Genomic DNA, 23,101 nt, shown 5'->3' with positions numbered 1-23,101 from the left:
AAAGGGAGAATTATTATGAAATGTGAGCATTGCGGTGCGAATATTGATAAGGCCAGCAATTTTTGTCCGGTTTGCGGGGGCAAGCTTAACAAAAATGAGCCTGATAAACAAATAAATCAAGAGGGTTCAACTTCTAAGAAGAGTTTTTCAAATCTTCTTAATTTTAATTTTAAATTTAATAAAACAGCTAATGATTCTGAGGAAAAAACAGGGGCCGACCTGTCAAATTCTGAAAAGGATTATGCTATAAAAAATGACAGTGAAAAATCTGTGATTGATGAAAACCATGACCATAAATTTATTGAAGACCATACCGATAGGAATATCTTGAATGAACCAATAGTTAATAGAAACAAATTAAATACTATTGGTGAAGATAATCCTAATCCTGGCGAAGAAAAGCCTGATCCTCTGGATAGGATGGATAAGGAAAGCAGGATGTATGAAAACTTGGGAGGCAAAGCTTCGCCTTACAACAAGAAGTCGGTAATAGAGCAAGTCCAAGCCAAGGTTTCTAGGAATAAATCTAAGAAAAATAAAAAAACGGATTATTCTATAGATAATAATAAGTCCACTATGTTAAATAAAAATATAGAAGACAGGGTTGAAAAAATTATAAGTGGCGACGACAAAGACCTATCAAATCTCACCATATCTGAAGGAATTAGGAAAATTCCAAAAAAGACTAAGATAACAGTATCAGAAACTAGCGGACAAGAGCTTATAGGACCTAGACAAGGTGAAGAAATTATTAGGCCAAAAAATGAACCAACCAAGGCAAATAAGGAAGTAGAAGCTCAAAGTAGACCAGAGGCTAAAAACCAATCAATTGAGTCTTTCAAAGAAAAGTACATCACAAAAAGAAATTTACTCATAGCCCTTATTGGTATTTTGCTTGCTATAATTCTCGGTACTCTCTATATTAAAATGAACAAGGCAGAAGACATAACAATTCCTTTAAGTGATTATATCACCCTAACTTATGAGGGAGAAAATGGCCAAGCTGTGCCAAAGGCAAGTATTGATACGGAAAAATTAATCTCAGCCTATGGCAATGAAATTAAGTATATTTCAAGGGATAACAACAAGGGCTCCTATGATTCTCCTGCCCAGGAATTTGCGGCAGACCTACAAAATAATGTGGTCTTCCAATATTCAAAAGACAGCGGCCTATCAAATGGCGATGAGATTACAGTTATGGCTAATCTTGATAATATCAAGATTTCTGATAAATACAATGTCCTAATGTCAAATGCCTCAAAGGCTGTAATTATTGATGGCATTAAAACCGATGACTTTACCGATCCATTTGCTTACATCAATGTGAAATTTGAGGGAAAAAGTCCAAATATGACCCTAACTGCGGGTTTAACCGATGATGCACCTGAGTTTATGCATACAATTGACATTATTCCAGCCAAGTCAAATGGAATTAAAGAGGGCGAAGAAGTGGCGGTAAGCCTAAACTTTAACGCAGATGTCCTAAAGGAAACCTATAATGTAAGCCTATCTCCAACTAGCAAAAACTTCACAGCCAAGGCTGGTGAAGGCGAAACCAATGATGCAAGTGGGGCCGATTCTGAATATATAAGCACTACAGCTCATTTGAATGATGAAATGCTTGGAGATTTGAAATACAAGGCTGGAGAGTTAATCAAACAAACTATTTTGTATAAAAATGTAATAAATGTTGATAACATCGAATATCTAGGTTCATTTACAGGCATCAAGGAAGATGGCAGCGGGGATATTAAAAACAAGGTCTACCTAATCTATGAAGTTTCAACTTCTGAAAAACTTCCTGATTCAAACTTCCAGTCAAGCTTTAAATACTACACCTTTGTGGAATATCAAAATGTGAAAAAGGCGAAGGATTCTGACGGCAAGTTCTACAGTGCGGGACCAATCACAACAGATAATCAAATCTTCCACAAGTTCTTTGTAGAAAGCGACTATAAGTATTATCAAATTGAATACCAAGGATTTGGTTTTATAGACAAGGCCCTAGCCAATGTTGGGGCAGGACTTGAAGGTCTAAATACGACAGAAGATAATAAGACTAATATCACCGACCATTTTGCCACATCTGACGGAGTCGTTGGAGAATACGAAGCAAACGGTAGGAGGATATCACTTAAGTCCGATGGCAGCCTGGTTTACCAAACAGATAAGGCAGTCCATTTAGGATCTTATAGCGATAATGGCGGAGAAATTTCTGCCACAATTAAGGGGGTCAATGTTGATACCCCAATAATCCTCAAATACCAAAACGGAAAACTAAACGCAGAAAGTCAAGGAGAATTTGACGCAATTAGCTTTAGTAAAATAGAAAACTTTTAATAAAAGGGCCCGGTGGCCAGTGAATTGACACAAAATTTTCAATAATGATGAGATTTTCACACCACTAGGCCTTTTTTATAAGGGAAACAAAAGGAGTCATTATGTTAGAAAATAAAGATATAAAAACAACATATTACGAAGCCTATCCAAAATCATTTGTAGATTCAAATGCTGATGGAATAGGCGATTTAGAAGGGCTTAGATCCAAGCTTACCATACTTTCACAGCTTGGGGCCAATTACATTTTATTAAACCAAATTTTTGCGAAAAAAGATGGGAATATAGATTTTTACCAGGTAGATGAGGAGATTGGAAGCCTTGAAGATGTAGGGAGAATTTGCGAAAAGGGCAAGTATATCAGGGTTAAAACCATCTTAGACTTTGAAGCAAAAGACCTAATTGCGACTTATGGTGATAATTTAAAAGAAGAAATCTCAGATTTGTTGGAACACTGGAAGGACATTGGAATCAAGGGGATAAGGATAAAAAACATCGATGATTTTTCTTCTGATTCTCAAAAGGCTGGCGATGAAATAATTTCAGAAATAAGGAATATAACAAGAGAATTTGGCCTAATTTTCATTGGAGGCTTTGATAAAGTAGACCAAAAGTTTAAAAACCAGGTCGACATGGTTTATTTTTCAAAAGCCAATAGTCTAGTAAAAGAAAAAAATTCTTACAAAGAATTTTACGAATTTCTAGATATGGCCCAGTCCTTAAGTGGGGAAATGCCTGTTGGTCTAGACTTTGAAAACTTCAAAAGTCCAAGGCTTATAGAAAAAATCCTAAACCATGATGAAGAAGCAAGACCACTTACCGAAGCTCTTGCAACCCTGCTTTTTTCTTTAAAAACAGCACCTTTTATCTATCAGGGAACAGAAATAGAAGCCAAAAGCGAATATGATATAGATATAGATGCCATTTCCGATTTGGCAATCAAGAAAATATACGAAAATTATATCGAAGAAGGTTTTAATTCAGAAGAAGCTATCGAGAAATTAAAAAAAGAATCTAATTTTTCAGCAAAAATCCCATTAAGGTGGGATGAATCAAGGCTTGGAAAGTTTTCGGAAGTGGAAAATTATTACGGAACCATGGTCCAATACGACAACAACTACAAGGAATACCTAAAACACGCCGACTCATTTTTCTTCTACATGTATGACATCATCATGCTTAGAAAAAGAGACTCAGTCTTTGGCCTTGGTGACTACGAGGCACTCACAATAGACGAAACAGCCTACGCCTACAAAAGAACCTACAAGGACAAGGCCTATGTAGTCCTAGTAAACCTAACAGACGACTTCTACGAAATAGAAGAAAAAATTACCGATTTAATTAAAGATGGCAAGGTTATAAAAAACAACAACCACGACTACGACCCAGAAGTCCTAGACGCTTATCAAGCTGTGATAATCGAGTTATAGAAAATTTAATGAATTGAAAAAACACAAGCCTAAAAAAATTCTTAGAGCTTGTGTTTTTAAATTTCAAAACATCTAAGTGTAGAATTGCTAATTTATATCTTCATCCTTTTTTTAAATCATAATCCTATTGTCATCCAGGTAAAGATTGATGGTTTTTACATCATCTAGGATCTTGTATTTGAAGATAAAAAAATAAATGTTTATGGTCGGGGCCAAAGGATTCGAACCTTCGAGCCTCACCTTTCCAAAGCCGAAGTGTTACCAATAAAAAAGCAACCATCTTGGTCGCTCATTTGTATAAAAGTTACTTTTTTAGGCAATAAAAAAACAACCTTGATTGATTGTTTGAATGGTCGAGGGAAGGATTCGAACTTTCGAGCCTCACCTTCTCAAAGCCGAAGTGTTACCAACAAAAAAAGCAACCATCTTGGTCGCTCATTTGTATAAAAGTTACTTTTTTAGGCAATAAAAAAACAACCTAATGGTTGTTTGAATGGTCGGGTTGAAAGGATTCAAAACTTCGAGCCTCACCTTCTCAAAGCCAAAGAGATTCCAACAAAAAAAGCAATGCTATTGGCTGCTTATCTTGTAAAAAGTTATTAATTTTTAGGCAATAAAAAAACAACCTGGATTGGTTGTTTATCTATGGTCGGTGAAAGGATTCGGACCTTCGAGCCTCACCTTTCCAAAGCCGAAGTGTTACCAACAAAAAAAGCAACCATCTTGGTCGCTCATTTGTATAAAAGTTACTTTTTTAGGCAATAAAAAAACAACCTGGATTGGTTGTTTATCTATGGTCGGGGTGAAAGGATTCGAACCTTCGAGCCTCACCTTCTCAAAGCCGAAGTGTTACCAACAAAAAAAGCAACCATCTTGGTCGCTCATTTGTATAAAAGTTACTTTTTTAGGCAATAAAAAAACAACCTGGATTGGTTGTTTATCTATGGTCGGGGTGAAAGGATTCGAACCTTCGACCTCATGTTCCCAAAACACGCGCGCTACCAAGCTGCGCCACACCCCGTCGCCACTGACTATTATAATATACTATATAAAAAATCCTTTGTCAAATATTTTATTGTTTTTCTTTGGATTTCTTTTTATTTTTGTCTTTTCTTTTCAAAAAAGTCTATAAATATAGTACCACATTTTTCTTGTTTTGTAAAATACATTTGAAATTTCCTTGTAAGTCAGCCTATAAAGACTATAATAATAGTAGATAGGAAGGGAGTTTTATGGATACTCTTAATGAAGTCAAAAAAATTATTAACGATTCTAATAATATAGTATTTTTTGGGGGTGCTGGGGTTTCCACAGCTTCTGGTGTGCCTGATTTTAGGTCGGCTACTGGACTTTATAATAGGAAGAACGACTCTAAATATTCTCCAGAATACATGCTTAGCCATGAGTTTTTTATAAACCATCCTGATGAGTTTATGACTTATTGTAAGGAAAATCTTATGCTTGAAGGGATTAAGCCTAATAAGGCTCACTATGCCTTGGCCAAGCTTGAGAAAATGGGCAAGCTTAAGGCTGTTATTACTCAAAATGTGGATAGTCTTCATCAAGAGGCTGGAAGTAAGAATGTAATAGAGCTTCATGGCAATTTGAGGGATTATTATTGCACTAAGTGCTGCAAAAATTTTGACCTTTCCTATGTTAAGAAGTTTCCAGCTGAGGCTCATTGTGATGAGTGTGGCGGTATTGTAAGGCCTGATATTGTCCTTTATGGTGAGGGTCTTGATCAAAATAATATTTCCTATGCAGTTAATTTAATTGCCCAGGCCGATGTTTTGATTGTTGGCGGGACTAGTCTTGTGGTTTATCCTGCGGCTGGCCTCATTGATTTTTATAGGGGCAATAAATTAGTTTTGATTAATAAGGATACTACTCCAAGAGATAGTATTGCAGATTACATTATAAATGGCGATATTGCCGAAGTTATGAATAGTTTGGTAGGTGATTAGGTGCAGAGAAAATACGGTATTGACGAGTACGGAATATTTTTAGTTTGGATTGCGATTGTGGCAGTGGTTGTGGCTTATTTTATCAAGTCTACAGTTTTAAATGGCATATCTTCTTTTATTGTAATTTATGCTATTTTTAGGACCATGTCTACAAACATTGTAAAGAGAAGTCAGGAGAACCAGGTCTTTGTTGAAAATGTGATTGACCCAATTAAGGGGGTTTTTGGCAAGGGTAAGGCTAATAAGACTGAGTCTAGTGATAATGGCTTTGAGTATATTTCTTGTCCTTCTTGTGGACAAAAGTTAAGAATTCCCAAAAATAAGGGCAAAATTAAGGTAAGATGCCCAAAATGTAAGGAAAAATTCGATGCTAAAAGCTAGACTTTTAGCATTTTTTATGTTTTTTAGAAATATAAATTAATTTAAAATTTTTTGCACTTTAGTATTTATTTTTTTTGATATGGTTGTATAATTTGGTTGAAAGGGGAGAAACATATGACAAGATTAATAGGAACAGTTGCAATGGGCCTTAGGGCACCAATTGTCAAAAAAGGTGACGATTTAGTACAAATTGTCGGTGATATTGTTGAAAAAGTAGCTAAAGAAGAGGTTAAACTTCGTGATAGGGACGTTGTTGCTGTTACTGAGTCACTTCTTGCTAGAAGCCAAGGTAATTATGCTTCAATTGAGCAAATTGCTAAGGATTTTGCAAATAAGTTTGATAACGATGAGGTTGCGATTCTTTTCCCAATCCTTTCAAGGAATAGATTCTCAATCCTACTTAAGGCTTTTGCTTTATCAGGTAAAAAACTTCACATCTGCTTATCTTACCCATCAGATGAGGTTGGTAACCTTGTTATGGACGAGATGGATCTTTTCAATTCAGATGTAAATGCTTATACTGATGTATTAAGCCTTGAAGAGTTTAGAAAAGTTGCTGGAGATTATAAGCACATCTTTACTGATATGGATTATCCAGAATTTTACGGTGAAATTGCTAAAAATTCTGAAATTCACTTTTTAAATAATCCGGTAGATGCTCTTAAGTTTACAGATAATATTTTAGTTGCTTCTATTCATACAAGAAATGTTGTGAAAAGACAACTTGTAGAAGCTGGCGCTAAAAAAGTTTTGAAACTTGATGAGATTCTTACAGAGTCTGTTGATGGTTCAGGTTTTAACCCTGATTATGGTTTACTAGGCTCAAATCTTTCTACAGGTAATGTTGTAAAACTATTCCCAAGAAATGCCCAAGAATTTGTTGAGAAGATTCAAAAGAGACTTATCGCAGAAACTGGCAAGCATGTTGAGGTTATGGTTTATGGCGACGGAGCTTTCAAAGATCCAGTTGGTCACATTTGGGAACTTGCAGACCCTGTTGTTTCACCGGGATTTACAAGTGGTCTTACAGGTACACCAAACGAACTTAAATTAAAATATGTAGCAGACAATGATTTGTCAGATCTTTCTAGCGAAGAGGCTGCAGAAGAATTTAAGAGATTAGTTAGAAATAAGGATAAAAATACCGATTCTAATAAGAGACTAGGTACAACTCCTAGACAGATTACAGACCTTTTAGGTTCGCTTTCTGACTTAATTTCAGGCTCTGGAGATAAGGGAACACCTATTATTTTAATCCAAGGATATTTTGATAATTATTCAAACGATTAGGTAAAAATAAATAATGAGTAAATGAACCAACTTTGGCTAGGGAACTAGCATAAAAGTTGGTTCATTGTATAATTGATACATACAGAAAGATGTAAATTTTATTAATTTTGGAGAGTAGAATTGAAAACCGATAAATCTATTGATTTAGGCCAAAAAGACAACCAACCGATCAGAAATATCGATGAACGAAATGTCAAAACTAAGGAATACAAACTATTTTGGATGAGTTTTGCTGCTATTCTTATGGCGTGTGGAACCCACTTTTTTAAATATCCCAACTCTTTTGTAATAGGTGGGGTAGAGGGTATGAGTATTATAACATCTATGTTTGTGCCCTTTAACCGTCCCCAACTAACACTTTTTTACAACGTGGTTTTATTAGTTATAGGATTTTTTATTTTTGGTAAGAAATTTACAATAAGAACTGGCTACGTTGCCATTTTAAACTCGTTGACAGCCCTTGCCCTCGAGAGATTTTTCCCAATTAATGGCTCTCTTACAGACAATAAGATGCTTGAGCTTGTCTTTACCCTACTAATGTCATCTGTTGGTTCTGCAATTTTATTTAACCTAGCAGCTTCATCTGGAGGTACAGATATTATCGCTATGATTATGAAAAAATACACATCACTTGAAGTTGGCAAGTCACTTCTTGTTGTAGATTCAATTTTTACCATAGCTTCCATTAAGATATTTGGTATAGAAATAGGTTTATTTTCAATCTTAGGTCTTATGATGAAGGGGATTTTCGTAGATGCCATAATCGGCTCTATGAACACTGCCAAACTCTTTATAATTATTACATCAAAGACTGAAGAAATAGGCAACTTCATTAAAAAAGACCTGAACAGGTCAGCAACAATTATAGATGCCAGGGGCCTTTACAAGGGTACAAATATTTCGGTCTTTCTATGTGTGACAAGTAATTTCGAGTCCGCTAAATTTAGGTCCTTTATCAAAAAAATCGACCCATATTCATTTATTACCATCCTAAATACCTCTTCAATTATAGGTAAGGGTTGGTATTCGTCAGACACTGATCTTGATAATAACGACTGATTGTTTATAAGGCCTGATGCGGGTAAAATACTAGTAGAAAGGTGGTTGAAGATGCGAAAAATTATAAAAATAATATTAATAAGTTTTTTGACTTTAAACCTAAGTTTTACTAGTTTTGCATCAGATGCCAAACCAGGAAATGAAAAGGACGAGCAGAAGCCTGGTGTAAAAATTATCCCTGCAGAAGTTATAGAACTGGTCAAAGAAGATGAAAATCAGCTAAAGGACCCTGATAAAAAAGACGGAAATAAAGCTAATAATCCACAACAAGATTCAGGCAAAAAAGAAGAAACAAATTCCCCAAAGGCTAATGATTCAAAAAACGAGGATTCTGTATATAAGGCTAAGAGGGAGAAGAAGGAGAATCCTGCTGAGACCAAGGAAGCCTCAAGCGATAAAAATCCAGATATGGAAAGGATTGAAAAAGTTGTAGATGACTTGGTTACCAAGCTTGATAAAAATTCAAATCTTTCCAAGGCCTTAGCGGAGATGCAAGCGCAAAATGCGAGTATAACTAGCAAAAATCTCAGCCAACAAACAGAAGCAGTCCTTAAGGATTATAATAAAAAAATCCAAGCTGCAAGCTCAGACAAAGAGAGAAGAAAAATTGAAAATGAAGCAGCAAAGAAAATCCAGTCAATCAGTGAAAGCGAGACCGCTGGTAATGGGATTGATGCTAAAGACTTAAGCTCTTCAGAAAATATTCCGGAAAAAAAGAAAAAAATCCTCCTCGAGGTAAAACCTGATAAGGTCAATGATGAGGAAGATAGAAATCAAATTTTAGCCCTTAACCCTACAAGCGAAGTAGAAGAAGAAGAGGTGTTTTTCCTAGAAAATCCAATTGTGATAATCACTTTAATCTTTATAATTGCCCTTGTAGTGGCAATAGGAATTGTGATTAGAAATAATGAGAAAAAAGAAAAGCGCAAGTCAAATAAATAAAATTTCCAAAACAAAAGAGGCCCTAGGGCCTCTTAATTTTTTTATTATTCTGCTTCGAACATATCTTTGCCAACACCACAAACTGGGCATACCCAATCTTCTGGAAGATCAGCAAATTCTGTACCGGCTTCTATACCGTTATCAACATCACCTTCAGCTGGATCGTAAATGTATCCACATGCTGTACATACGTATTTCATAAAATGTCTCCTTTCATAATCTACTATGTTCTTATTATACCACAGATTTAAAATTTTAAACAGAAAACTTTTAGAATAGGTCTAAACTTATGCAAAACCATGAAAATGATAGGAAAATCCAAAAAGGGGTATCAATCTTTTAGGAGATAGGAATGGAGATAATTAGAGAGGTCATAAATTCTGACCTAAAAGATATAAAAAAATTTAGGGACAAGTTTATAGAAGTGCTTCATAAAAAAAATTATGAAGAAAACCAAATCTATAGGCTGAGATTGATTTTGGATGAGCTTGTGGCAAATTCCTATAAGCACGGCAACCTTAGGGAGAAAACTAGGCTTATAGACATTTCAATAGTTTTTGATAAGTCCTACCTCCTAATCAAGGTCAGTGACCAGGGAACTGGGATTAAATGCAGGACCGATAGCCATAAATTTTCTGAATCTGGCAGGGGAATCGACCTTGTAAAGAAGCTGTCCGATAAGGTAGTTATAAATAATTCAACCATTGCCTGTCTAATACGAAATTCTTAACAACATCCTTTAGTGGATGTTTTTATTTGCCAATAATTGATAATCAATTAACATTAGGTATAATATATTGATAGAATTTGTTAGCATGAAAGAAGGATTTAATGATTAGAGAAGATGTTAGAAATGTAGCAATAATTGCCCACGTAGACCACGGAAAAACAACACTTGTAGACGGTTTACTAAAAACATCAGGTTTATTTAGAGAAAACGAAGCAGTTAAAGAAAGGGTTATGGATTCCGATACCATAGAAAAAGAAAGAGGAATCACTATCCTTGCTAAGAATACTGCTGTATCTTATAAAGATATGAAAATTAATATTATAGACACCCCAGGCCATGCTGATTTTGGTGGGGAAGTTGAAAGGGTGTTGAACATGGCGGAATCTGTTGTTCTTGTTGTAGACAGCCACGAAGGACCAATGCCACAAACTAAGTTTGTTCTTAAAAAGGCAATAGAAATGGGACTTCCTGCCATAATTTGTATCAACAAGGTCGATAGGCCAGATCAGAGGATAGATGAGGTTGAGGATGAAATCCTAGACTTATTTATTACACTTAATGCGGATGAGTCTTATCTTGAAAGTCCTTTTGTCTTTGCTTCAGCCAAACAAGGTTGGGCAAGTCTTGAAAAAGATGTGGTTAAGGATGATATGACAGATCTTTTAGATACTATAATAGAATACACACCAGCCTTTGAGGCACCAGATACAGATGACTTTAAGGTTTTGGTTTCAACTACAGACTATAATGACTACCTAGGCACCATTGCCATTGGTAAGGTAGAAAGTGGCACAATTAGGAAAAATGCCCCAGCTATCATCACAAACTACAACGAAAAAGATAGGCTAGTTAAGTCAAAAATCGTAACAATTTATGAATTTGACGGCCTAAACAGGGTTGAGGTTGAAGAATCTAAGTTTGGTTCAATTGTAGCTATCTCAGGTATGGAAGATATTTGTATTGGCGATACCATCGGTACAGAAAGTGACCACGAGCCAATCGAATTTACAAAGATTTCTGAACCAACCCTTTCCATGACTTTCTCTGTAAATGATTCACCATTTGCAGGCCGTGATGGTAAGTATGTCACAAGTAGGCATATCAGAGATAGGCTCTACAAAGAAGCAGAAACAGACGTTTCCCTTAGGGTAGAACCAACCGATACAACCGAGGCCTTCAAGGTTTCAGGCAGGGGCGAACTCCACCTATCAGTTTTAATTGAAAACCTTAGAAGAGAAGGCTATGAATTCCAAGTTTCTAAACCAGAAGTAATGTTTAAGACTGACGAAAATGGCAAAAAACTCGAACCAATCGAGATTGCAACCATTGACGTTGACCAAGAATACACAGGATCAATCATAGAAAAACTTGGACGCAGAAAGGGTGAAATGATAGATATGCACCCATCAGCATCAGGCTACACCAGATTAATCTTTAGGATACCAGCAAGAGGCCTTATCGGTTATAGGACAGAATTTATGACTGATACCAAGGGAACAGGTATTTTAAATACAGAATTTGAAGGCTATGATAGGTACAAGGGTGACCTTGAAAGAAGACCTCTAGGAAGTCTTATTGCAACAGAAAAAGGACTTGCAACAGCCTACGGCCTAAATGCAGCCCAATCTAGGGGTCAATTATTTATCGAGCCAGGCGATGAAATCTACGAGGGTTTAATCGTAGGATCAAATGCCAAGGGCCTTGATATTGACGTAAATATTTGTAAAAAGAAAAAGATGACAAACACCAGGGCTAGTGGTAGCGATGACGCAATCATCCTCACACCTGCCAAGAAGATGAGTGTTGAAGAAATGATGGAATTTGTTGAAGAGGACGAATTAATCGAGATTACTCCTCACTACCTAAGGATTAGGAAAAAAATCCTAGATGCCCAAAAGAGGTATAAGTCCAAAAAATAGGAGTTGTTATGGAAAATAAGTTTGAAATAAGAATGAGTAAAACGCTGGTTTTTCTTATAATTGTCTTATTTCTCTTAACTTTTTCACAAAGATTTGTAAGTGGATGGATTTTAAGTCTATCGTGGTATATCTTGTTTTTAGTCTCATGGTTAGGCATGCTTGTCTATAGCTTTGATGTACTTTTAAACAAAAAGGCCAGGGGCTTTTCCATCTTTCTTGCCATAATGACAAGCATTGCCTTTGCATTTTTATCAATCCATGGCCTATCAGCCTTGGCTATATTTGTAAGGGCTTTGCCTCGTAAAATCGTTATTAATAACGCTTTCTTCCTTGCCAATAACCAACTGATTTTTTATTCGAGTCTGGTTGTTGTGTATTTTCTCCACCTTGTAAATTTAATTTTACTAAGGGATAAGGATCAAGTAGTAGAGGAGAAAGAGCTTAGTGAAGAAGAGTTGAGAAGAATAAGGGATGAAAAGTTAGACAGTATTATTGCTGAGATTGATAGTAAGGATGACAGTCTAAGCGATGAGGATAGGCAGATACTAAATTCTCACATCTTAAATGATGGAGATGAACAAGGATCGGAGATTTAATTATGGCTAAACAAAATATTTCTTTGTCTGTAATCAAGAGACTTCCTAAGTACTATAGGTACCTAGAAAGCATTAATGAAAAGGGGATAATTAGGGTATCATCAAAAGAACTATCAGATATAACAGGTCTTACAGCTAGTCAAATTAGGCAAGACTTAAACCACTTTGGTTGCTTTGGCCAACAAGGATATGGCTACAATGTAAAAGAGCTTATTGATGAGTTGTCAAAGATTATTGGTGTGGATAAGGATTATAAATTGATCCTTATAGGCTATGGTAATATAGGCCACGCACTTTATCAATACCAGTCTTTTAGGGAACTTGGTTATGAATTTGAGGCGGTTTTTGATAAGAAAGCCAAGAGTCTTTCAGATACCAATCTTAAGGTAAGAGATATCAGTGAATTGGCTGATTTCTTAGAGAAAAACACCATAGATATAGGAATTATTGCCACACCAAAGGAAGCGGCACAAAATGTGGCAGATGTTTTATGCAAGGGCGGAGTCAAGGGTATTTGGAACTTCTCACCAGTTGATTTGAAGGTATCAAATGGTACGGTTATCGAATCTGTTCACCTTGATGAATCGCTATTTACCTTGACATACTTTATGAATTCCCCAGAGGATTTTATATTTTAAATGAATGTACTTAATGTATCGAACTTGGCCAAATCATATCCAAATAAAGAGATATTTTCTGGCCTAAGTTTCAATTTAGAAAAGGGAGATAAGGCAGGACTGGTTGGACTAAACGGTGCTGGCAAGTCTACCCTTTTTAATATACTTACAGGAAGGCTTAGACCAGACGATGGTAAGATTTTTATCCCACAAGATGTTAAAGTTGGGTATTTGGAACAAATCCTAAGCCTTGATTCTGATATGACTATCTATGATTATTGTCTGTCGGTTTTTGAAGGACTTATTAAGCTTGAAGCTGATATTAGGGACCTAGAAAAAAAGATGAGTATAGAAACTGATCCCGACAAGCTTGCCGCAATCATGGATGAATACACAAGAAAATCTGAAACTTATCATAATAAAAATGGCTATGCTATAGAAAGTGAATTAGAAGGCACCCTTTCTGCCATGGGCTTTGCCAAGGCTGATTTTAATAAGAAAATTTCAGACCTATCTGGTGGCCAAAAGGCAAGGGTGGAATTAGCTGGGCTATTACTTGAAAAACCAGACCTTCTACTATTAGACGAGCCAACCAACCACCTTGACATCAAGGCCATAAATTTCCTAGAAACTTTCATCAAAAACTACAAGGGAACTGCAATAATAATTTCCCACGACAGGTATTTTTTGGATGCCACTGTAAATAGGATGATGGTCCTAGAAAATGGCAGGCTATCGTCATATGCTGGTAACTATACGACTTTTATGGCCCAGAGAAAAAAGGATATGGAAGTTAGAATCCACCAATATAAGAGCCAGCAAAAAGAAATTGAAAGACAAGAAGAAATCATCGACAGGCTTAAAAACTTAGGCGGGTCAAAGAGAAAAAGAGGGATTTCCCAATCAAGGTCAAGGCAAAAACTCCTTGATAAGATGGAGAGAATCGAAAAACCAATAGAACTTGCCGACACAATGAATCTTAAATTCACACCTAGGATCCAATCGGGTATGGATGTATTAAAGGTTGAAGATTTGAGGATGTCCTTTGATGGAGAAGAGATTTTTAAAAATATTTCTTTTGATATTTATAGAAACGAAAGAGCAGCCATCATCGGAGACAACGGAGTTGGAAAGACCACGCTTTTTAAAATCGTCCTAGGAGAACTCTACCAAGATGGTGGAAAAGCAAAGATGGGCGAAGCTGTAAATGTAGGCTATTTTGACCAAGAACAAAAGTCATTAAATATAGAAAATACAATCTTTGATGAAATCAGAGAGACTTTTCCAATGCTTACAAACTTTGAAATAAGGTCTTATCTTGCCAAGTTTATGTTCTATGATACAGATGTCTTTAGGGAAATTTCTGAACTATCTGGTGGGGAAAGGGCGAGAATATCCCTTCTTAAGCTTATGATTTCGGACTGTAATTTTATCTTGATGGATGAGCCAACCAACCACTTAGACATTGACAGCAAGGAAATCCTAGAAGATGCCATCCTAGACTTTGAGGGAACTCTTTTGATAATTTCCCACGACAGGTATTTCTTAAATAAGATTGCCTCAAAAATCCTAGATATGAAAGCTGATAGGATGGACCTTTACTTTGGTAATTACGATTATTACCAAGAAAAACTTAGGGAAATGAGTCTGACAGAAGAAGAAAAATCGTCTATAACCAAGACTCAAGTCAAAAAGGAAAGAAAAAAAGAAAAGCTCAAAAGAGATGAAGTAAGGGCATTAAAGAAAAAAATCAAGGACATAGAAAAAGATATGGAAGACATTGATAAAAAGCTTAAAGACTTGACCAAAGAAAGTCTGGCCCAAGGTTTTTATGACGACCAGGCCAGGGTAGCAGAGCTTTTTAGGGAAATGAAGGACCTTGAAGACATGAGGGATGACCTTGACGAATCTTGGCTGGCCCTTAATTTGGAACTTGAAGAATGATTGAAGAAGACGATTACGGGTATTAATTAGCTAAGGAGACTTGTATGGGAAAATTTATGAAATTTCTATATTCTTTTATGTTGATAATATTAGTCCTCCTGGGAGCCTTATTTTTGGCTATAGGAATAGATATAAATAGCTTTGGCAATTTTTTTACTGATGTTGAATTTCTAAATGCTTTGATATCAAATGAGATCTTTATGAAAGGATTTTTTATTGGTCTTGGCATAATTTTGATTGTATGTTCAATAATTATCCTTGTGACACTCAAGCAAAATTCTAATAGGGGCTATGATGTCCTTTTAGAAGATGAGAAGGGATCTGTACTCCTAAGAAGAAAATCTTTAGAAGCTGTGATCGAAAAATCAGTCAACAAGTTTTTTGAAGTCAAATGCGAGACCGCTAAGGCTGTTATTGTTGAAAATCAAAGAATAGAGGTGAAATGCTTAGCAGATTATTTTGGCAATGAAGATATAAAGGCCCTTTCGGAAAGAATAAGGTCGGAAATTATAAAGAATTTGACTGATTTTACAGAAATTACTGACATTAGATTGGATTTAAAGCTTGATAAGAAAGAAATAGAAGAGAAACGCGATGGAAGAAATTAAGAAAAATAAAGAACCTAGTATGGTAGATGTTGAGATGAGAAAACTTGATATGAAAGAAAAATCTAGGCAATCTTTTCTCACCTTTTATCGAATTAATAAGGGCAAGGTAAACTCTCTTGTAATTAGCTTTTTGACCCTTGTTTGCCTATTTAACTTTGGTTTTTTCAAAACCTTGGGTATTTGGGTAGTGATGTTAATTGGCTTTTTTATAGGAGCTTATTTTGATAGAGATGTAAGAGTACTCCAAATTATAAGGAAGATTTTAAATTAAGGAGAAGAATATGACAGAAAATTTAAACAATGATCAAATAAAAAAAGACCTTAACGACGGTAGGGAATTAGAATACGAAGAATCAAAATTAATCATAGAAGACAAGGTAGTTGCCAAAATAGCAAGAATTGCCATCAACAATGTGGACGGTATCCTTGATATGAAGGGTAATTTTGCTGATTCTATTGGATCATTTTTTGGTTCAAACGACAGATCAACAGCTGGTGTTAATGTAGAAGTTGGCGAAAAAGAAGCAAAAATAAACCTAGATGTAATCATCGAATATGGTAAAAATGCTCGTCAAATCTTTAATGACATCCAAAGAACAGTTGGCCAAAATGTTAAGGAAATGACTGGCCTTGATGTTGTGACAGTAAATGTTGATGTGGTTGACGTTTTAACAAGAAAAGAATATCAAGAAAAACAACAATCAGACAAAGAAAACGATAAAAACACAAATAATTATTAAGTCCTAGGGCCGGCGACGGTCCTTTTTTGAGGTGGGATATGAGAGAAATATTTGAAGAAAAAACAAAACAATATTTCATCATCGGAATCTTATTGATAGGCATCTTTTTTGGATTTTTTTACCTAGATAGGATAGGACAAATTCTGGGCGCAGCATACAAGGTATTTAGACCTATTGTCTACGGCCTTGTAATTGCCTTTATCATCAACCTTCCGATGAACTTTTTTCACGATGAAATTTTTACAAAATTTATAAAAGACGATAAGCACGAAAAATTAAGGAGATCTTTGTCCCTAATCCTATCTTGGATTATATTTTTTGCTACAGTAACCCTTGTCCTTACAGTCCTAATCCCAGAATTATCAAGGGCTGTCGGAGTTATTTCAGCAAATATTCCAGTATTTATGGATTCCTTGATAGATTTTTTAAATGGATCAAAGATTTTTACCAAGGTGGCTGATTTAATAGCTACTAGGCTTCAAACAATCAATATTGAAAGGATAAGCCAGAGTTTTACAAAAATCCTCCAGGACTTTTTTAGGTCTGATTCTGGATTTTTAAACAAAACAGGATATATAATCAATTCTGTATCTCAGGGAATTTTGTCCTTATCAATTGGCTTTGTCTTCTCACTTTATGTTTCAATGAATAAGACAAAACTTAAAAATGGGGCTGCAAGGCTTGCCTTTGCCAACCTAAGCGAGAAAACAGCCAAGCAATTGGTTTATGTATCCAAACTTTCCTACGATTCCTTTGCTAGGTTTCTTGAAACAAGGATTCTATCCTGCATAGCCCTTGGGATTGGCTGTTTTATAGGAATGACTATTTTGAGAATGCCATCAGCTGGCATGATTTCAATCCTAATGGGGGCATTTGATATGATTCCTTATATTGGAGCCTTCCTTGCAACATCGATTGGAATAATCTTAATCTTTACCTTTTCACCAGGCAAGGCCTTGGTCTTCCTAATTTTTGTCCTAATTTTGCAAAATGTCCAACAACAGGTATTTTATCCCCTTGTTATAGGCAAACACCAGGGGCTTCCACCAATATGGATTTTTGTATCAGTTATTATTGGTGGTGGATTATTTGGAATATTTGGCATGATTGCCTTCATCCCACTTGCAACAGTCCTCTACACCTTGTTAGAAGATAACACAAAGAGGAAGCTCAAAGATAGGGACATCACTGATGGTGAAATAGAAAAATTAACCAACAAAACCTTCCTTGAACTAAGGGAAGAAAGGGAAAAATCTTACCGATAAAAAAATCCTTCTTACTTTCATATAATGATGGAAATAAGAAGGTTTTTAATTTGGAAATATTCGAAAACGAGAAGTTTTTTTTAATTGTCAAAATCTTCAAAAATTACAAGGAGACTTCCTTCTTTGACTTTTATTTCAAAATCACAACCCTTAGTCTCATTGGAAACCCCAAGGGCATCGTCATTTGCCATCTCGTAATTTTCTAATTCATAGAAAAGTCCATTGATATCGAGGATTGACCTTTCTGTTAGGGAAAAAATTGACACATAAAAATCTTTCCCATCATACTTATAGGAAAAATCTTTGTCGATAATAAAAATTTCCTTGCCATATGCCTTAAGCCTAATATCTATGCCTTTCTTTTTGTAATAAAACATAGATTTGATATTTGAAATGGTGTGGCTTTCCCTGCCACCAAGACCTGCGTAGATTATTATTTCCTTATAGCCTTTTTCTATAGCAAAATCAATGGCTGCGACTGTGTCCGTAAAGTCCTTGATAGGGTTTAGGGCGATTAGGTTTTTAAAATCGGGTTTATTTGCTGAGTCAAAATCGCCAATTATATAGTCTGGCAAAATCCCAGCCTCCTTGGCGTATTTATAGCCCTTATCAGCTGCGATAACTAGGTCGGCGTCGGTGACTTGATCAAAAAATCCGTCAAAGTTCCCACCGCCAATTATAAAACATTTTTTCATGGCTCCTCCTTATCTTATTATAACATTATAGAAGCCAAATTCTCAAAAAAAGGTAAGATAGGACTAGAAAAAGAAAAAGAGGAAAATATGAAAGAATTAGATTTAAAATCAAGAAACTTATTAAAAGTTGTAGTTATAGGAATCTTATTATATTTTGGCTTTTACTATATAGGAAATGTGGCAGGTGCCTTTGGCAAATTTTACTCAGTAATCCAACCCTTTATCCTAGGTGGAGCCCTTGCTTTTATAATAAGTATCCCGATGAATTTTTTTGAAAGACACTTTGGCAAATTAGATAAGACCGGCAAGCACAAGAAGCTTATTTCAACTTGCGCCCTTCTCTTATCTTGGATAATTGTGATAACCTCCTTGGTGATTTTAGTAAACATCCTTGTGCCATCAATTATTAAGATTGTCTACACCTTTTCTATAAGGTGGCCAGATTTTGTTGAAGAAATTTATAAACTCCTAAAAAAATATCCGATCACAGAGCCTTTTGCTAATAAATTTAAGAATAATTTTTATGGTGTGGGTTGGTATAATGTGAGAAATGCTGTTTATTCCTTCCTTCAAGGCAAGGACGGGGATATTTTCTCAAAGGCAACAAACCTTGTAAGCTCAGTTTCAAGCGGTGTTATCGGTGTCTTTACTATGTTTGTATTTTCGATTTTTATCCTAATTTACAAACGTATGCTAAAGATAAATGGCATTAGGATTTTGTATGCAATAATGAGCGAAGAGAGGGCAGACTATATCAACAAGGTCTTCTCACTATCCTACAACACCTTCAAAGATTACCTATTTTCAAGGCTTATAGCTGTTATTTGCCTATCGATTTTGACCTTTGTGGGTATGACAGTGATGAGATTACCAAATGCGGCCATGATTTCAGTCCTAGTTGGTCTTTCCGACTTGATCCCAATCTTTGGTCCGATTTTTGGAACAGCCTTTTCAACCATTTTGATTTTTATAGAATCGCCATTTAAGGCCCTTGTATTTTTGATATACAACTTGGTTATCCAACAAATCCAAGAAAACGCCATCTATCCAGCCATAGCTGGTAATAAGATTGGTCTTCCTGCTGTTTGGGTTATGGCATCAGTTACAATCGGTGGGTCACTCTTTGGAGTATGGGGCATGCTGGTATCAATCCCAGTTGTGTCAGTAATCTACACCCTAAGCCACGAGAAAATTCACCACATGCTAGAAGAAAAAGGCTTTGACGAAGAAAAACTCCTTGCCAAGGGCGATAAGATTTATAAAATAGAGGACATAGATACTAACGATGAAGCTTACGAAGAGTAGGGACTTTGTCCCAGTTATGAGGGATAATGAAAAATTTTACGGTGGCCACCAAGAATGGCTCAAATACCAAGGGCTTTCCAAATTTTTTAGGGATAGGTCTTGCGTTGTGACAGCCTTCACAAACTCTTTTTTCTATTTGTACAAATATGGGCCAGTTGATTTTGAAACATACAACAAAACCCAGTACGAATTTTACAAAAGGATAAGACCAAAAGCCAACGGAGTGCCAACAGCAAAATCTCTTCTAAGAAGGATTGACATCATCAACCACGCCTTGGGACTTAATTTATCCTACAGGATCCTTGAGGGAAATCTAATAAAAAGACTAAGCCTTGGCCAAATGATTTCTTTTATAAATGAGGGCCTTGCTAAGGATACGCCAGTCATCCTCATAAATTGGCTATCAAGGGACATTGACATCACAAGCCACCACGGACTTTGCATCACAGAGTTAAATGAAAAGGACGGCAGGCATGAAGTTGTGGTTTCTTCTTGGGGTAGACGTCACACTTTTTACCTAGAAGATTTTTACAAACAGGCTAGGACCTACACAGGCTTAATTTATTTTACAAAATAATCTAAGGGCGGGAGAAAAATCTCGCTCTTTTTATTTGTTTTTTTATTGGTCCTTAAGCTTGAAATTGCAAGAGATATCCACTTGTCAAAAACCAACAAAGTAATTAAACTTGATAAAATTTACAAAAAAAACTATAGTAGGTAATGAGCAGGATTCTTGATAAAACAAGGTCTGGTAAAGATTTTTACTAATTTAGTGTGGTTACAAAAATTTATTTTATTTATTAGCAATGTTTAGCCACTGTAAAATAGCCGTGCTCTTAGGAAAGAAAACCTAGCAAAGAAAGATAAAAATAAAAAATATATATTCATAGGAGGAACAATGGATAAGTTAGCAAAAGACAAGTTTGCCGAGCAGTATATGGAAAACTTGCAAAGGATTACCCTAAAGAGATTTGAGGATACCTCAGATAAGGATAGGTACGATGCTTTATGTGCGACAGTAATGGGTCTTGTAAACAAAGACTGGAGAGAAACAAAGGCTAAGGCAAGGAAAGAAAGAAAGGCCTACTATCTTTCAGCAGAATTCTTAATCGGTAGATCACTTGGTAACAATCTAATCAACCTAGGTATTTATGAAGAAGTGAAAGATTTACTTTGCGAAATCGGAATCGATTTCGAAGCTATAGAAAACTACGAAGATGACGCTGCCCTAGGTAATGGTGGTCTAGGAAGACTTGCAGCTTGCTTCATGGACTCAGCTGCCAGCCAAAGCTTAAACCTAGTTGGTTATGGTGTAAGATACCGTGAAGGAATCTTCAAACAAGAAATCGAAAAAGGCTTCCAAGTTGAACACGGGGATAGCTGGATTAAAGATGGTGACGGATGGTCAATTAGAGTTGATTCTGACGCTAAAATTGTTAAGTTCAGAGACCAACAAGTAAAGGCTGTTCCATATGATATGCCAGTAGTTGGTTTTGAAAATGGAGTTGTGAACACCCTTAGACTATGGCAATCAGAACCATTCGAAGAATTTGACTTTGCAAAATTCAACAACTTTGAATACGACCAAGCAGTTGCTGAGAAAAATAGGGCAGAGGACATCACCAGAGTTTTATATCCAAACGATATGCAAAGGGCAGGTAAGCTATTAAGACTTAAGCAACAATATTTCTTCTGTTCAGCTTCTATCCAAGATATGGTAGAAACATACAAAAGAGACTTCCCAACAGACCTTAAGTTTGAAGAATTTGCAAAATACCACGTTATCCAACTTAACGACACCCACCCAATCATAGCTATTCCTGAATTGATCAGAGTATTAGTAGATGAAAATGGAATCTTCTTTGAGGATGCTGTGAATATTGCTTCAAAGGTATTTGCCTTTACAAACCACACAGTTTTACAAGAAGCTCTTGAAAGATGGTCAGAAGACTTAGTTCAAGAAGTAAGCCCAAGATGTCTAGAAATCATCGAACAAATAGATGGAAAATTAGTTGAAGAACTAAAGGCAAGAGGCTTTAGCGAAGAGCAAATCAAACCTTATAGGATTTTGGACAACAATACTGTTCACATGGCAAACCTTGCTATCTATGTAGGTTTCTCAGTAAACGGTGTTGCTGAAATCCACTCACAAATCCTAAAAGACGACACTTTCAAAGAATGGTACAGGATTAACCCAGAGAAATTCAACAACAAGACAAATGGTATCACCCCAAGAAGATGGCTTGTTTACTCAAATAGAGAATTAACAAACTTCATCACAGAAAAACTTGGCGATGATTCATGGAAGACAGACCTAGCAAAACTAAAGGGTCTAGAAAAATACCTAGATGATGAAAAAGTACTAGAAGAACTTTGGGATATCAAACAAGAAAAGAAAAACCAACTTGCAAAATATATCCTAGAAAACGAAGGAATTAAGATAAATCCAGAATCAATCTTCGATATTCAAATCAAGAGGATTCACGAATACAAGAGACAACACTTAAACATCCTTCATATCATCCACCTCTACCACAAGCTCAAAAATAATCCTGACCTAGATTTCACACCAACAACCTTTATCTTTGGTGGTAAGGCAGCTCCAGGATACTTTAGAGCAAAGGGTATAATTAAACTTGCAAATGAAGTAGCAAGAGTAGTAAACAACGACCCAGATGTAAACAAAAAGATGAAAGTTGTCTTCGTAGAAAACTACAGAGTAACCTACGCAGAAAAACTCTTCCCAGCAGCTGATGTTTCTGAGCAAATCTCAACAGCAGGTAAGGAAGCATCTGGTACAGGAAACATGAAATTCATGCTAAACGGTGCCATCACACTTGGAACACTCGACGGAGCCAACGTAGAAATCTTTGCTGAAGCAGGAGAAGAAAACAACTATAGATTTGGGGCTACAGTTGAAGAACTAGCAGAAATTGCAGATTCATACAACCCATTCGAATACTATAGCAAGGATGAAAACATCAAAGATGTAGTAGATTCCCTAGTAAGTGGAGAATTTAAAGACAACGACACCTACTACTTCTTAGACATCTATAACGAACTAATCAAGCCACAAAATGGCAACAGGGCAGACCAATACTACCTACTAAAAGATTTTGAATCCTATAGACAAACCCAAGCGAAATTAAACAAGGAATACAGAAACAAACTAGAATGGTCTAGAAAATGCTTGAAGAATATTGCAAATGCAGGATTTTTCTCATCAGACAGGACAATAGTAAACTACGCTGATGACATCTGGAAAATAGACTAGGAAGA

General features: G+C 35.9%; 21 protein-coding genes and 1 tRNA gene. 19 read left to right on the top strand and 3 right to left on the bottom strand.

The window, feature by feature from the left end; genetic code table 11:
* Window positions 1-15: 15 nt before the first annotated feature.
* Window positions 16-2,340 carry a zinc ribbon domain-containing protein gene (locus J2Z38_RS09360; protein WP_209775041.1) on the top strand — a complete coding sequence of 775 codons (2,325 nt, stop codon included), beginning with the start codon at window positions 16-18 and terminating at the stop codon, window positions 2,338-2,340.
* Window positions 2,341-2,441: 101 nt separating this feature from the next.
* On the top strand, window positions 2,442-3,767 hold the full coding sequence (locus J2Z38_RS09355) for an alpha-amylase family glycosyl hydrolase (protein WP_209775039.1): 1,326 nt from the start codon (window positions 2,442-2,444) through the stop codon (window positions 3,765-3,767).
* Between the two features lie 944 nt (window positions 3,768-4,711).
* On the opposite strand, the gene J2Z38_RS09350 is transcribed toward J2Z38_RS09355, so the two are convergent.
* Window positions 4,712-4,788 (bottom strand) — tRNA-Pro (locus J2Z38_RS09350).
* Window positions 4,789-4,999: 211 nt separating this feature from the next.
* Here J2Z38_RS09350 and J2Z38_RS09345 point away from each other — a divergent pair.
* The 5 genes from J2Z38_RS09345 (at window position 5,000) to J2Z38_RS09325 (ending at window position 9,403) form a co-directional block, all read left to right on the top strand.
* On the top strand, window positions 5,000-5,731 hold the full coding sequence (locus J2Z38_RS09345) for an NAD-dependent protein deacylase (protein WP_209775037.1): 732 nt from the start codon (window positions 5,000-5,002) through the stop codon (window positions 5,729-5,731).
* Window positions 5,732-6,112, top strand: a complete 381-nt coding sequence (locus tag J2Z38_RS09340) for a zinc ribbon domain-containing protein (RefSeq protein ID WP_209775035.1) — start codon at window positions 5,732-5,734, stop codon at window positions 6,110-6,112. It begins immediately after the preceding gene.
* A 114-nt stretch (window positions 6,113-6,226) separates the two neighbouring features.
* Complete coding sequence (locus tag J2Z38_RS09335) at window positions 6,227-7,402, top strand: coenzyme F420-0:L-glutamate ligase (RefSeq protein ID WP_209775033.1); 1,176 nt, start codon at window positions 6,227-6,229, stop codon at window positions 7,400-7,402.
* Window positions 7,403-7,522: 120 nt separating this feature from the next.
* Entirely contained in the window at window positions 7,523-8,461 is a 939-nt protein-coding gene (locus J2Z38_RS09330) for a YitT family protein (RefSeq protein ID WP_209775031.1), read from the top strand.
* A gap of 51 nt (window positions 8,462-8,512) precedes the next feature.
* The gene (locus tag J2Z38_RS09325) at window positions 8,513-9,403 is read left to right on the top strand and encodes a hypothetical protein (RefSeq protein WP_209775029.1); all 891 of its coding nucleotides are present in this window, start codon (window positions 8,513-8,515) and stop codon (window positions 9,401-9,403) included.
* A 44-nt stretch (window positions 9,404-9,447) separates the two neighbouring features.
* On the opposite strand, the gene rd is transcribed toward J2Z38_RS09325, so the two are convergent.
* A complete protein-coding gene (rd, locus tag J2Z38_RS09320) occupies window positions 9,448-9,603 on the bottom strand; it encodes a rubredoxin (protein ID WP_004828001.1) in 156 nt (51 codons plus the stop codon).
* Window positions 9,604-9,755: 152 nt separating this feature from the next.
* Here rd and J2Z38_RS09315 point away from each other — a divergent pair, with 152 nt between their 5' ends.
* The 9 genes from J2Z38_RS09315 (at window position 9,756) to J2Z38_RS09275 (ending at window position 17,822) form a co-directional block, all read left to right on the top strand.
* Window positions 9,756-10,133 carry an ATP-binding protein gene (locus tag J2Z38_RS09315; RefSeq protein ID WP_209775027.1) on the top strand — a complete coding sequence of 126 codons (378 nt, stop codon included), beginning with the start codon at window positions 9,756-9,758 and terminating at the stop codon, window positions 10,131-10,133.
* Window positions 10,134-10,234: 101 nt separating this feature from the next.
* Window positions 10,235-12,052: a translational GTPase TypA gene (typA, locus tag J2Z38_RS09310; protein ID WP_209775025.1), complete on the top strand. Its 1,818-nt coding sequence runs from the start codon at window positions 10,235-10,237 to the stop codon at window positions 12,050-12,052.
* Between the two features lie 8 nt (window positions 12,053-12,060).
* Complete coding sequence (locus J2Z38_RS09305) at window positions 12,061-12,648, top strand: hypothetical protein (RefSeq protein WP_209775023.1); 588 nt, start codon at window positions 12,061-12,063, stop codon at window positions 12,646-12,648.
* 2 nt (window positions 12,649-12,650) lie between these two features.
* Window positions 12,651-13,286, top strand: coding sequence for a redox-sensing transcriptional repressor Rex (locus J2Z38_RS09300; protein ID WP_209775021.1), 636 nt, complete (start codon window positions 12,651-12,653; stop codon window positions 13,284-13,286).
* Window positions 13,287-15,209 carry a ribosomal protection-like ABC-F family protein gene (abc-f, locus tag J2Z38_RS09295; protein ID WP_209775019.1) on the top strand — a complete coding sequence of 641 codons (1,923 nt, stop codon included), beginning with the start codon at window positions 13,287-13,289 and terminating at the stop codon, window positions 15,207-15,209.
* Window positions 15,210-15,253: 44 nt separating this feature from the next.
* Window positions 15,254-15,817, top strand: coding sequence for an alkaline shock response membrane anchor protein AmaP (amaP, locus tag J2Z38_RS09290; RefSeq protein ID WP_209775017.1), 564 nt, complete (start codon window positions 15,254-15,256; stop codon window positions 15,815-15,817).
* Window positions 15,804-16,088 carry a DUF2273 domain-containing protein gene (locus tag J2Z38_RS09285; protein WP_209775016.1) on the top strand — a complete coding sequence of 95 codons (285 nt, stop codon included), beginning with the start codon at window positions 15,804-15,806 and terminating at the stop codon, window positions 16,086-16,088. Before amaP ends, J2Z38_RS09285 begins: the two co-directional genes overlap by 14 nt.
* Window positions 16,089-16,098: 10 nt before the next feature.
* The gene (locus J2Z38_RS09280) at window positions 16,099-16,557 is read left to right on the top strand and encodes an Asp23/Gls24 family envelope stress response protein (protein WP_209775015.1); all 459 of its coding nucleotides are present in this window, start codon (window positions 16,099-16,101) and stop codon (window positions 16,555-16,557) included.
* 38 nt (window positions 16,558-16,595) lie between these two features.
* Window positions 16,596-17,822, top strand: coding sequence for an AI-2E family transporter (locus J2Z38_RS09275; protein ID WP_209775013.1), 1,227 nt, complete (start codon window positions 16,596-16,598; stop codon window positions 17,820-17,822).
* A gap of 80 nt (window positions 17,823-17,902) precedes the next feature.
* Here the strand turns inward: J2Z38_RS09275 and J2Z38_RS09270 are convergent, their stop codons facing one another.
* Window positions 17,903-18,517, bottom strand: coding sequence for a thiamine diphosphokinase (locus J2Z38_RS09270; RefSeq protein ID WP_209775011.1), 615 nt, complete (start codon window positions 18,515-18,517; stop codon window positions 17,903-17,905).
* 87 nt (window positions 18,518-18,604) lie between these two features.
* Between J2Z38_RS09270 and J2Z38_RS09265 the strand changes: the two genes are divergently transcribed.
* The 3 genes from J2Z38_RS09265 to J2Z38_RS09255 all read left to right on the top strand — a co-directional run bounded on the left by J2Z38_RS09265 (window position 18,605) and on the right by J2Z38_RS09255 (window position 23,096).
* Window positions 18,605-19,822, top strand: coding sequence for an AI-2E family transporter (locus tag J2Z38_RS09265; RefSeq protein WP_209775009.1), 1,218 nt, complete (start codon window positions 18,605-18,607; stop codon window positions 19,820-19,822).
* On the top strand, window positions 19,803-20,399 hold the full coding sequence (locus J2Z38_RS09260; RefSeq protein WP_209775007.1) for a hypothetical protein: 597 nt from the start codon (window positions 19,803-19,805) through the stop codon (window positions 20,397-20,399). Before J2Z38_RS09265 ends, J2Z38_RS09260 begins: the two co-directional genes overlap by 20 nt.
* A gap of 321 nt (window positions 20,400-20,720) precedes the next feature.
* The gene (locus tag J2Z38_RS09255; RefSeq protein WP_209775006.1) at window positions 20,721-23,096 is read left to right on the top strand and encodes a glycogen/starch/alpha-glucan phosphorylase; all 2,376 of its coding nucleotides are present in this window, start codon (window positions 20,721-20,723) and stop codon (window positions 23,094-23,096) included.
* Window positions 23,097-23,101: the final 5 nt, after the last annotated feature.

Source organism: Anaerococcus degeneri (genome assembly GCF_017874475.1).
In the GTDB taxonomy this organism is placed as follows: Bacteria; Bacillota; Clostridia; order Tissierellales; family Peptoniphilaceae; genus Anaerococcus; species Anaerococcus degeneri.
The sequence above is the reverse complement of the archived record's forward strand: the minus strand, read 5'-3'. Positions and strand labels throughout refer to the sequence as shown.